The organism is Veillonella sp. (assembly GCF_019414865.1).
In the GTDB taxonomy this organism is placed as follows: Bacteria; Bacillota; Negativicutes; order Veillonellales; family Veillonellaceae; genus Veillonella.
In genome coordinates this window covers 1-12979 of record NZ_DXLG01000042.1, presented here as the reverse complement: position 1 = coordinate 12979, position 12979 = coordinate 1, and the positions used below count along the sequence as shown (strand labels likewise).

Annotated in this window: 12 protein-coding genes and 1 pseudogene; all 13 read right to left on the bottom strand. The window is 37.0% G+C overall.

Annotated elements, in window-relative coordinates:
- A pseudogene (locus QZ334_RS04210) lies at positions 1-241 on the bottom strand (CapA family protein); the annotation flags it as partial.
- A complete protein-coding gene (locus QZ334_RS04205; RefSeq protein ID WP_295232213.1) occupies positions 219-1151 on the bottom strand; it encodes an ATP-grasp fold amidoligase family protein in 933 nt (310 codons plus the stop codon). The gene QZ334_RS04205 and the pseudogene QZ334_RS04210, both read right to left, overlap by 23 nt.
- Positions 1129-2370 carry an O-antigen ligase family protein gene (locus QZ334_RS04200; RefSeq protein WP_323758622.1) on the bottom strand — a complete coding sequence of 414 codons (1242 nt, stop codon included), beginning with the start codon at positions 2368-2370 and terminating at the stop codon, positions 1129-1131. The genes QZ334_RS04205 and QZ334_RS04200 overlap by 23 nt, the downstream gene beginning before the upstream one ends.
- 19 nt (positions 2371-2389) lie before the next feature.
- Complete coding sequence (locus tag QZ334_RS04195) at positions 2390-3457, bottom strand: glycosyltransferase (RefSeq protein ID WP_295232208.1); 1068 nt, start codon at positions 3455-3457, stop codon at positions 2390-2392.
- Positions 3454-4503 carry an NAD-dependent epimerase/dehydratase family protein gene (locus tag QZ334_RS04190; protein ID WP_295232206.1) on the bottom strand — a complete coding sequence of 350 codons (1050 nt, stop codon included), beginning with the start codon at positions 4501-4503 and terminating at the stop codon, positions 3454-3456. The genes QZ334_RS04195 and QZ334_RS04190 overlap by 4 nt, the downstream gene beginning before the upstream one ends.
- The gene (locus tag QZ334_RS04185) at positions 4496-5218 is read right to left on the bottom strand and encodes an IspD/TarI family cytidylyltransferase (protein ID WP_295232203.1); all 723 of its coding nucleotides are present in this window, start codon (positions 5216-5218) and stop codon (positions 4496-4498) included. The genes QZ334_RS04190 and QZ334_RS04185 overlap by 8 nt, the downstream gene beginning before the upstream one ends.
- Before the next feature lie 9 nt (positions 5219-5227).
- On the bottom strand, positions 5228-6094 hold the full coding sequence (locus QZ334_RS04180; protein WP_295232200.1) for a LicD family protein: 867 nt from the start codon (positions 6092-6094) through the stop codon (positions 5228-5230).
- 11 nt (positions 6095-6105) lie between these two features.
- Entirely contained in the window at positions 6106-6792 is a 687-nt protein-coding gene (locus QZ334_RS04175) for a sugar transferase (protein ID WP_295232197.1), read from the bottom strand.
- Entirely contained in the window at positions 6786-7991 is a 1206-nt protein-coding gene (locus QZ334_RS04170; RefSeq protein WP_323758621.1) for a DegT/DnrJ/EryC1/StrS family aminotransferase, read from the bottom strand. The genes QZ334_RS04175 and QZ334_RS04170 overlap by 7 nt, the downstream gene beginning before the upstream one ends.
- 69 nt (positions 7992-8060) lie before the next feature.
- A complete protein-coding gene (locus tag QZ334_RS04165; protein WP_295232192.1) occupies positions 8061-8672 on the bottom strand; it encodes a CpsD/CapB family tyrosine-protein kinase in 612 nt (203 codons plus the stop codon).
- Between the two features lies 1 nt (position 8673).
- Positions 8674-10119: a GumC family protein gene (locus tag QZ334_RS04160; protein ID WP_105094450.1), complete on the bottom strand. Its 1446-nt coding sequence runs from the start codon at positions 10117-10119 to the stop codon at positions 8674-8676.
- A 120-nt stretch (positions 10120-10239) separates the two neighbouring features.
- Positions 10240-12066 carry a polysaccharide biosynthesis protein gene (locus QZ334_RS04155; RefSeq protein ID WP_295232188.1) on the bottom strand — a complete coding sequence of 609 codons (1827 nt, stop codon included), beginning with the start codon at positions 12064-12066 and terminating at the stop codon, positions 10240-10242.
- A 36-nt stretch (positions 12067-12102) separates the two neighbouring features.
- A complete protein-coding gene (locus tag QZ334_RS04150) occupies positions 12103-12846 on the bottom strand; it encodes a polysaccharide biosynthesis/export family protein (RefSeq protein ID WP_295232185.1) in 744 nt (247 codons plus the stop codon).
- Between the last annotated feature and the right edge of the window lie 133 nt (positions 12847-12979).

The following is a 12979-nucleotide window of genomic DNA, read 5'->3' as shown; positions in this document are numbered from 1 at the left end:
ATATAGGTTCTAAAGCCTTATAACCATAGATTGTTTTTGTAAGAGACTTTAAATTATTACCAAATTTATTAATCGGAGTAGATGCATCTGTTAAAGGCACCTCTAAATTAAATACATTTAAATCAGATTCCTTTAGAAGTCCCAGTAACTCCTTACCAACCAAAGCCTCTCCATTACCAGATTCAAATAATTTTCTATTTATATCCGTTGGGACAAAATCAGCCCCGATGTACAGTTTCAAGGTGTAACCACTCTCCCAATTCATAATCTTTTGTCATAGGACGAAACTTTTCTAATCCTGCACCGGGGAAGAACGTTAACTCTCCAATATAAAGTCGTCCCTTTATTTCATAGAAATCAACACGTAAAAATGGGCAGTCTTTACTAAGTTCAGCAGCCAATCTTAGCATTTCTTCATATGTTTCAGGCCTTGTAAACTCAGTTGATACCGGCGGATAATGGCCAAAATGAATGCCCATAGGTTTCCAATCGATATCGTAAAAATTCATACGCGTTCCTGTTTTAGAAAAGCGGTCAGAACATACTACAGTCAACTTTGGTTTACCATGGAAGCAATACATTTTATAATCTAAGATTTCATTGCTACCTAACTCAGATAAATATTCCTCTGCTATAATCCGACGAGGAACATCTTTATAAGGCCACTCTCTGGCTATACGCGAATAATCCCGTTGTAAGGATGTACTTAATTTAGCTTTAGCGGCTTCTCGATCAAGGGATGACTTATCTTTACAAATAACGATGCCCCCACTATCATGTGTACATTTCAAAACAAATTGATTAGGTAATGCATCAAAGTCTATATCCTCTACAGAATCCCAAACAGCAAGTGTGCGAATTATATATTGTTCACCCACCCGTTGAGCAATAAAGTTCTTAGCTTCATCTTTATCAACCATTACAGTTTGTATAGGGTCTCTGTAATTAACCTTTAGCCATTGTAACTTTTCGCTAAAAGTTTTAGGATTCTCTAAATCTAGAGGATAGCCCATGTATTTTGGGAATACTTTCTTTAAAAACTCTTCATCAGATAAAGAATCATAATAACCTAATTTGATTAATACTCTTGTGCGATAGTAAGGTTTTGTTAAAAAGGACATGCCAACTTTACATAACTTGCTGAGCTTCATTTTTACGTCCTTTCCGGATCAATTGCACCTCTAAATAAAACATCATCATATAAAAATATGTACTCTTACTTTCATAAGACACCATCCCCATATCCATGACGATTTGAGAAAGGAATAAAATGAGCACCATTACGTATTCATTGCTATGAAAATTTCGATAACGAATTAAGTTATAAGCTATATACACATACATTGAGTAATACGCCAATAAGCCGATTACCCCTGTACCCGCTAATAGTTCAATATAATTATTATGTAAATAATAATTCTCTTTACCATATAAAAAATAGGTAAGTACAGATGGATTATTTACCCCCACCCCAGTGATGGGCGATTGATAAAATAAATCCCACCCTATATCAACCAAGGCTAAACGAATAATGGTAGATGAGTCACCACCAGTACCGGAGAAAGCATCCACCATACTCGACATACGATCCAGAACCTCTGAAAACATAGGCAATTGTAAGACTGCAATACCAACTAACGTAAGAGCCAATAAGGACCCTATAATTTTCACAATAGAATTTACTACATTGGCACTACGTAAACTTTTAAATACAAATAGTAATACTGTACCAACAACAACAAATACTAAAGCTTTACGACTACCAGTAGCTGCTAGAATACCCAATGTAGGTAAGGCTATAATATTCCACCAACGAGGTCGATCGTATAACATGTAATACAATGTCATAACGATAGCATTGGCACCTAATAAACCTACAGTATTCGCATTTAATGCATCATTTGCAATTCGTGCAGAAGATGACAAAACCGTAATAAAGTAATCTAAGCCATAGAAATATACCGTATAAAAACAAACTATATAACCGGTCCACATACCAATTTTTAATAATGTGTCCACCGATGTTTTATCTTGATAACACATGTATAAAATGATAAGCATAAAGAATATCTTGACGATATCAAAGCTTCGGCTAAATGCCACTGATGGCTCTATAGCATTAATAGTACTCAGATAACAGGCTCCAATAAAGAGGAGCATATAACCATGCATCCAGGTAAGCCTAAATTTAATAACTCCCTGCTCTCGTATGAGATAAAAAATAATAAGTCCAAATAGGCATACAAATAATACATAGGCACCATAATTCGCATCGCCAAGGGCAAAGGAAATGGTCAACGACAACACTAAAAAAATTAGAGTTATGAACCATATCATGCGGTCAGCAATAGCCGTTATATTTAACTTCAATGGTTCTCCTCCTTACAACTCATAAAACATCTAACCAACGTTTAGCAATTTTACATAGTGGGAATTTATCACGCACCTTGATAGCTTCCTGTGAAAGTTTTGCTGCTAATGCAGGGTCTTTCAGAATACTACGCATAGCTTCATACATGGCCTTTGTATCTCCTACAGGTACCAAGATTCCATTTTCTCCACTATTTATTACCATACGAGCACCACCTACTGGACAGTCTGTAACTACAGCAGGCAAGCCCATGCCAAGTGCTTCTAACATAGAGTTTGAAATACCTTCAAAATCAGATGATGAAACATACATAGAACAAGGTGCAACCTTCTCTAAAATATTACTAGCAAAGCCAGGTAATAAAATACGATTCTCTAAATTGAGCACTTTAATTTGAGCACGTAGTTCATCCTCTAAAACACCTTGGCCATAAATGACAAGTTTATACTCTGGAAACTCATCTGCCAGCATACTAAAAGCATTAATCATCATAGGCAAATTCTTTTGAGGATGTAATCGACAGGCCGTAACAATTGTCTTCTCACGTTCCCCTTCTATTGGTGGTGGCAGTTTACCATTAATAGGATTTGGAATGATAACACCACGCTTTTGTACAGATTCAGGGAAATATGAACGAGCATCCTCAGTTTGGAATACTAACGCATCAGCAAATCTAAAGGCAAAATTACGCAACGCTTGTTGATGCCAACCAATAGGCACCTTACGCGGATTATTTCGCTCCGAAAAGACGATGCGATTCTTAACAAACCAAGAGCTAATGGCGAGAATAAAGCTCGATGCCGACAAAAACGATAAGCATGTTGCGTTAGGTCTTGTCTTCAAAATCTTGATCAGCTCTTTAATTTCCTGAATAAAGCGAATTACTTTATTAGAGCTTGTAGTATGAATCTTAATTTGTTCAATACCATCCTCTAAAGCATATTCATTACCATAACGATTAGGGCTTGTTTGGATAACCGTAATATGGTGACCATCATGCACCCACTGACGAGCTAACTCTGTTAAAATACGTTCAGCCCCATCATTACCGAGGGAGATGGTAACAATAATTATTTCCTTTTTCATAAGCCTTCCTCTTGGATATATTCTGCAAGTCTTACATAGGCTTGTGCCATTGACACTTTAGGCTGCCAACCTAAAGATTTCAACTTCTTAGAGCTTAAGAACATGTGAACTGTCGGTGCGTATCCCAAACCCTGTATATCTTCTGGAATGTCAAAAATCACTTCGCTCTTATCATGACTTACATGAGTTGCTACCAAATGTGCAATACTTGCTATAGAGCGAGTTTCCTCATCATGACAAATATTATATGCTTCACCAGCTTCGCCATCTTTCATGAGGGTTAAAATGCCCGTTAATGCATCAGTAATGTAACAATAGTTCGACATGGAGTCACCTTTTGTATGAAGAATAATGTTTTCATTTCGTAGAGCACTCTTAGTAAACTGCATGAATACACGATTATCAGATACAGGAACACCTGGTCCAAAAGTTTGAGCAAGTCTAGCTATAACAGCAGGAACTCCAAATTCTATAGCATAGGACTTACAATAACACTCACATAATCTCTTACTTTCAGAATAAGAACTGCGAATATTTAAATGATCTAAATACCCTAATCGTTCTTCTGTCATCACTTGTCCAGATTCATAGGGTACACCATACTGTTCCATACTCGATAAGTACACAAGTTTTTTTACTGTTTTATGACGACCTAATTCAAGCATAGCTTCCGTACCATGAATAGATGTACGAATAGTTTCTACTGGATGCTCCATAAAGAATTTAGATTGTGTTGGTGCAGCACCATGTAAGATATAGTCACAAGGTACGTCAATAGATTCTAAAGTACCATCAATAAGTGTAATGGAATCATTATCTAAGTAGTTACCTAATATAGCCTGTGCTTTATCATGACTTCGTACATGACCTATTACCTTTATGTCCAAGTTAAAAGTCTCATTGGCAAGTATAAGCAATTTTATAAACATAGAGCCAATAAGTCCCGTCGCACCTGTCACAAGAATGCGCTGATGGCGGAGGAATTCAAAGTACTCTTTGTCTTGTAGTAAAGCTGTTAACTCGCGTTTAATAACGGAATTACTCATCTTGTAATCCTCCTAATTCACGGTTTTTAATAATACCTGTGAACATATAATAATCAGAAGGTGTAGTAATCTTTATATTTTCTGTCTCCCCTAATACTGGATACAAGGTGTATCCATAATGCATCATCATGGATGCAGAATCGATAAAATCATGGATGCCTTCTGCTTTTGCTCGATCATGAACCGATAGAATATCATCTAGTTTAAAGCTTTGAGGTGCTTTTGCCATAAGGCATTCACTACGATTTAAAATTCGGTTTATAGAACCATTATCTGTAACCATAACGGTTTCAATAGCAGGTGTAACCGTAATAGCAGAACCCTTTGTTTCTACAGATTCAATATTTCTCTCTATTGTTGCCTTATCCACAAGTGGTCTAACACCATCGTGAATCAATACGGTAACCTCTTCATTAGGAAATAATCGTTTTGCCTCTGTCAATCCATTATATTGAGAGTCTAAAGCACTGTCTCCACCTGGAACAATGGATACAATTTTTTGTAAACCAGCATCTTTGATGAGGTTTTTAGTATGATCAATCCACTCTGCTTTGCAAGCTAAAACAATACCGTCAATAGAGTCGGTTTGTTCAAACACATCTAGGGTTTGAATCAAAATAGGTCTACCGTTCCATTCTAGAAACTGTTTTGGCGTCTTGCTGTTATTCATACGAGCACCTACGCCACCCGCAAAGATTACTGCTATTCGTTTCATAGGCCCTCCTTAAGGTTGAGCTTCGTTCTTGGCATAATGTATGCCTCTATACTCCTTGTAAGGTGTATGTAAATCAGCAAACACAGCATCATGTTTTGCTACACGCTGTTCTACTGGTGGTAATTGCATATAGTCGCCCCAAATGAGACGTAAATATCTTTCATACCCTTTCATAACAGGTATTTGATGACCTTCAAAGTCTTTATATACAACAGAAGCAAAGTCTTCTCGAGGATGACGCAACTTCATGCCTTTTAAACTACCAATTAACTCAGTACACTCCTTGCTCGTATTAAAATCATATTTGGTCATTTGCTTTTCTGCAAAGCGCCATATATGGTAACGTAATGACTGACTAGAGAATACCTTGTAAATACATCCTGCCAATGCACGATACATCGGTCCTTTATTATCCGGTAAACGTTGTGCATTAAAAAGTGCAAAGGTCATGGCCCACATAAGTTGTAAAGTACGGCTAATTTTTCCTGGTGCACATCCATCAATAGGCATAATTTCAAGAGCCAAACCATGACAAATATCTTCATGCATACTATGACGATTAATAAATGTCGTGTTGTTATCTCGAATAGAAGCACCCGCATCATGATAAATATGATTTCGATCAGTTCGACAATAAGTATACCGTTCTGTATCTGCATATTTAGGCCATAATTCAGCTAATTTTTCATAATCGGGACGTGGCATAAATAAATCTAAATCATCATCCCAAGGGATGAAACCATTATGACGTATAGCCCCAATGAGACCACCGCCACATAGGTAAAAGCGCAAATTATGTTTGTCACAAAACTCTTTAAAGTACAGCAACATAGCAAGCTCTTTTTCTTGTATTTCCTTTGTCATAGATGTACTCATAGGGACCTCTTTCAACGTAATACAGCTAGTACTGTATCAACCATCGTTTTAATATCTTGTAAAAAGGAAAACTCTTTAATACTCTTTAAGTTCCAAGCCATCTTGCCTGGTAAAACCTCATTAATGTAAACATCATCAACATTTTTAGCATTTTGTAAAAGTTGATCTTCGTCTTTATAGGCAATGCTTGCCACACTAGTAACACCAGCTGGCAATAATAAAGTCGCCTTCATTTCATTGGTGTAGGCCGCCACATAGCGAGGCACCTCTGGTCTTGTACCAACAAAGCTCATATCTCCTAATAGGATATTAATTAGCTGAGGCAATTCATCAAGACGACAGCTACGAAGCATGTTGCCTACCTTTGTAACGCGCATATCATTCTGTGATGTCACCTGAGCACCTAATGATTCCGCATTTTTTACCATGGTACGAAATTTATAGATACCAAAGGTACGACCATATTGCGTCACCCGAGTTTGGCGGAAGAAGACCTCCCCTTCGCTATCTCGTTTAATCATGATGGCTAACACCAAAAATACAGGACTTAATACAATGAGCATACCAGCGGCTATAACACGGTCAAATATGCTTTTACAAAGAAGGCTTGTTCGTCTTTGATTCAATATTTCAAAATATGGACGCACCTCTTCACACTGCAACTCTTGTGGTAGATCGTAAAAGTTTTTTACTAACATTCGGTAATAATCCTTTTAAATGTTTCAATGATATATTGCACTTCTTCATTCGTTAGCAATGTATGAAGAGGCAATGTGATTTCATTTTTAAATTGATTATAAGCATTTGGATAATCATCAATGGTAAATCCTAAATTCTTATAAGCCGTATACATAGGAATTGGCTTATAGTGAACATTGGTTGCAATACCAGCTTCAGCCATAGCCTCAATTACCTTATTACGGTATTCAGCATCTTGACCATCTAATCGTACTAAATATAAGTGGCCACTACTTTGATGCTCATCAGTATAATGATGTAACAATGTAACAGGTAAATCTTTAAAACCTGCATCATAAGCTACGATGATTTCCTTACGTCGTGCTAACAGTTTTGGGTATCTTTCTAATTGAGCCAAACCAATAGCCGCCATAATATCGGTCATATTACATTTATAATATGTACCCTTAATATCGTATTCCCATGCACCAGCCTTTGTCTTAGCAAGGGCGTCCTTATCTTGTCCATGCAAAGATAATAATTGGAATTGCTTATAAATGACTTCATCATCAATACCATCTATATGTCGCCATGTAGCACAGCCCCCTTCGGCAGTCGTAAAGTTCTTTACTGCGTGGAAGGAAAAACTACTAAAATCAGCTACATTGCCAGTTGGTATACCTTTGTATGAAGCACCAAAGGAATGGGCACAGTCCGCAACGATAGGAATATGTGCCAATGCTTTTTGAATATCATTGGCAGGTGTAAATAGCGATTTCTTTTCGTTTACAATAGAGCGTAAACGGTCATAATCACAAGGTACCCCTGCAATATCTACAGGAATGATTGCCTTTGTTTTTGGTGTAATAGCACGAGCGACAGCATCATAATCCATCTCAAATGAATCTTTTTGGGTATCTACAAGAACTAGTGTAGCCCCTACATGAACAACAGGACTTGCACTAGCAGTATAAGAATAGGCACTTGTAATTACTTCATCGCCAGGTCCAATACCTAATACTCGAAGGGACATCTCAAGCGCTGCGGTAGCAGAGTTTAAACAAACAGCTTTAGGTGTACCTAATTGTGCCGCAATCTTTTTTTCTAATTCTTTAGTACGCGGTCCAGTTGTAATCCAACCACTCTTTAAGGCTTCAACAACTTCATTGATTTCTAACTCTGTAATATCAGGAGGGGAAAAATTAATTTTCATATACATCACCTCATTACTTTCTGTACCTTATCGATACGCTTGATTTATCTAATGGAATATATATTAAATTATTGACTACACATCAATGACGATAGAACCTAATAAAGGAATTCCAACTTGAGTAAGTCGTTTCTTAGCTTCTATTAAATCTTTAGGACTTGCTACTTCATTTTTAACAACAAGCATGACACCATCAGATTTTTCAGCTAATACAATGGCATCCGTAACATCTAATACTGGTGGTGTATCAATGATAACTACATCATATTCGTCGCGGATATAATCCCAAATTGTAGATAATTTACTAGAATCAACTACCTCTGAAGGATGGCTAACTACTTCACCAGCAGTAAGCACATCTAAATGAGGAACAATATTGCGATGAATCGTCAAGTCTTCATCCATAATAACTGCATTAGTAAGACCTTTATTTTGCACGTTGAATGCTACATGCTGAACTGGATTACGTAAATTACCATCTACCAAAAGAACTTTGTTATTATTCTTCGATAAAGCTAATGCCGTATTAGCCGCTACCTCAGATGTTCCTTCTCCACTAGTGGCAGCGGTGATACAAATGATCTTACATTTATGTTGATTACATACGTATTGTAAATTGCTACGCAATGTACGATATGCTTCTACAAGTGGTGTATCACCACGCTCATTAGAAATTAGTCTAATCATATTAACCTCTCACTTTACGCCACAATGCTACAATACGATTGCTTGGTTCTTCATATTCCTTTTCTTCATGATTTGGAATGACACCTAAATTTTCAATGCCAAGAATATCATTGATTTCTTGTACCGATTGAACCTTGCGGTTGCAGAAGAACTGACCCAATGTGTAAAGGCAGCCTAGGATAATACCCAAAATTGCAGAGCCTAATAAAATAAGGATTTTACGAGGTGCAATAGCCTTTTCTGGTAATGTAGGAGCATCTACAATTTGAACTTCATTTGGTACCATTACTTCAGCTACTTTAGCTTCTTCCAAACGCTTAGATAGCATTTCGTAAATGTCTTGGGCTACATCAACATCACGTTTTGCCTGGATATAGCCACGTTCTTTTTCAGGCAAACCTTTCATAGCCTCCTCATTTTCTTTATCAAGTTCAGCTAATGTAGATTCTTTACCTTGTGCTACAGCTAAAGCCGCTTCATTTTTGAATTTATCTGCTAACAAACCTTGCTGTGCAGAGTTACTAGATGGAGCTTGTTGAGATGCAATAGCATTAATTTCAGCATTTAAACCACTCTTAGCTTCTTCGATTTGTTGGTTAATCTCTTTCATTGCCGGATGCTCATCAGTATATTTACCAACATAAGAGGCCTTACGAGATTCTAAGTCAGCTAATTGTCCTTTATATGCTTGAACAGTTGCACTATCAGCAATACTTTTACCTGCAGAGCCTAATTGCTCATTAATACTACCTAAAGCTGCTTGCGCCGTTTCCAAATCCAATTGGTTTTGAGCTTTCTCACGATCAATAAGGGTAATCTTATCTGTTAGCCCCTTCATTTGATCCGCCGTGGAATATACCTTATTGTCCACTTGGAATTGTTGTAATTTCTTTTCTGCTTGACCCAATTCTTCTTTTGCAGTTACCACACGTTTTTGTAAAAATTCGCGTGTCGTCCGTTGCTCAACATGGGAAATATCTGCCAAGCGCTTTAAGAATGTATCAATTAATAATTGATTAGCCTCTTGTGCTTGTTCTGGACTTTTACCAGTTACACTAACTTGTAATAATTCAGTTTCTTTATATGGTTTTGTTTCAATACGTGTTTTAACAAACTCTTCGTATGTAGGTGCTTTACCTGTTCCTTCTGGATCTTCAATCGCTGCAATAACAGGTTCTACAACATTACGACTCTTTAAAATTTCAGCATCTGTATTCATCAATTGACGCGCCATAGAGTCAGAGTAACCATTAGTACTTGATAAAACAGAATTACTTAATCCTTGAGATTGTTTAATGCGCAACATAGATGTAGATTGATATGTAGATGGTGCTAGGAAAGCATATGCACCACCCAATACTATACATGCTACCGTAATATTGATAATCTTACGACGTCGTTTAACGAGGACTCTACCGACCTCTTTTAAATCAATAATTTGTTCCACCCATATACCCCTTTCTGTGAAAGTATACAAACAACAGGGTCTCTCCCTCTTAGGAATAGTTACTGTATATCTCCCTCTCACGTAGACTACAGCTCTAAATAAATGATTGTAACTAAATTGTTATACATTATGATTTGGATGATATGTAGGAACGATGTCTTGTAATACATTGATTACATCCAAGTCAGATTTACATGTTTCAAAGCGATCAATTTCACGGCTTAACCATTCTTGATTTACATCTTCTAAGGCAGCTTCAAAGATTTTCTTATGTGTAGTTGTATTAGTACCTTCTTCAGCAGTTAATAATTCTTCATATAGCTTTTCACCTGGACGCAAACCAGTAAATTCAATGCGAATATCTTTATCAGGCTCAAATCCAGAAAGACGAATCATATTTTTCGCTAAATCAACAATTTTTACTGGTTCACCCATATCTAATAAGAACACTTCACCACCATTTCCCATTGCACCAGCTTGTAATACAAGTTGGCTTGCTTCTGGAATAGTCATAAAGTAACGAGTCATTTCAGGATCTGTAACTGTTACAGGTCCACCAGCTTCAATTTGTTTGCGGAATAATGGAATAACAGAGCCGCGACTACCAAGAACATTACCAAAGCGAACGGTAATAAACTTTGTATCGTACTTGTGATTCATACCAAGTACAACCTTTTCTGCCACCCGTTTCGTAGCCCCCATAACACTTGTTGGATTTACTGCTTTATCTGTGGAAATCATAACGAAGCGCTCAACACCATGTGCGCCTGCTACATCTGCCACATTACGAGTGCCATAAATATTATTTAACACCGCTGCAATCGGTTGGATTTCCATAAGCGGTACATGTTTATGAGCTGCTGCATGGAATACTACATCTGGTTCATAATCGGTAAAGATTTGGTCTAACTGATTTTTATCTCGAATATCAGCAATAATGGGAACCAATGTACCTTCAGGCACAATTGAACGCAACTCTTGGTGAATAAGATAAATACTATTTTCACCATGACCTAGTAACAATAGTTTTTTAGGTCTTACCCGTAATACTTGCCGACAAATTTCAGAGCCAATAGAACCACCTGCGCCCGTAACAAGAACGACTTTATCTTTCAAATATGGTTCTACTTTTGATGTGTCTAGATGAATCTCATCACGTTCCAATAAATCTTCAATGGAAATAGGATGCAAATGAGATACTAAAACCTCATCATCTAATAATTGGTACATCCCAGGTAATGTATTGATTTTACATTTTAGAGGTGAGCAGATTTCCATAATTTCTCGAATAACATCACGTTTTACCGATGGCATAGCAATGATAATTTCTTCAACCTTATATCTTGCTACAAGCATTGGAATATCTTCACGATTCCCTAAAATTCTAAAACCATTCATCAACCGGTTATGTTTATACATATCATCATCAACAAAGCCAATAATACGTCTTGAACGCTTATGATACCGTTCAATTTCACGAGCTATAATTGCACCAGCATCACCAGCACCTATAATGAGTGTATTTACTTGGCCACTTTCACCATCATCCCCATTACTATAGTGAAGCGCCACATAATGTAGCAACATACGTCCCATACCTACTGCACCAGTTGTAAGGAACCAAGTAATAAAATAGATTGATCTTGGTAATGATTTACCAAATACAAACATAGAGGAGTAAAAGATTGCTGTACCTACTGTCGTAGCGACAAATACTGCCAATACCTCTCGCATCCCTGCATAACGCCAAATACGCGTGTACAAATGCATAAGCAAGAACATCAACATATACGAAATAAGCAATATTGGCAATGCGTCTACCATTTGGTCAATATATCGAGGTTCAATATAGCCATCAAATCTAATAAATAAACTAATGAAAGCAACAATAACAATCGTCGCAATATCGGCAATAAACAGTATGGCTGGTAATAAATATGAACGCAAAAGAACGCCCCCTTATATGTGAGATAAACCCTATCCTTAATCCTTACCGATACGTGATACCATGTATGCACTAGTCAAAATTGGAACAATATCACGAGCAAAGTTAATACGACTATTTTTAGTCAAGTAAAGAACATCCCCTTCTCGCATAATATAGTTTTCGGACATATCTCCAGTTTGTAACATGCGATTTAAATTAATAGGAATTGGTTTTTCAGGATTGTCTTGATGAATTAAGTAAATTTTCTTTTTAGCTGTATCCCAGTTAAAGCTACCAGCAGCACCAATCGCATCAATAACAGTACTAGACTTAGTCAATGTATAAGCACCAGGCTTATTAATCTCACCGAATACGTACACCCGGACTCCTCCGAGTTTTGTAACATTTACAGTAATATCCGGATTAATAATGTACCGAGATAAACCTTGCTGCAATTGGGCGGTAAACTCATCGACAGTTAAACCATCTGCTTTTACTGGTCCTACCATAGGGAATGATACATATCCGTCAGGACGCACAGTATACATAATATCGTTACCATTACGTGTACCTAGATCTGCTTGTTGTACAACTTGAATAGTTAGTTCATCACCTTGTCGTAGACGATACTCTTTATCAGAGCTCACTACAGATGCACTAGTTTCTAGTGGTGTGTGTCCTTCAGTTTGTAATATTTTAGAATCGTAAGACTGTTCAGTTGTTACATTAACAGGTGCAGCCATGGATGTTGTTGTGGCACATAAGAATGCGGCCATCATCATATACTGTTTTTTATTCATATTTTACCTCTTTGATTTACATTCAACTCACTCAATACAACACTTTATTTTTTTAGAATTATTAATCCTAAAAAATCGGTTAAGTTATTTTATCATTATTTTAAACTTTCTTCCATAAACACAGACCGTTCTG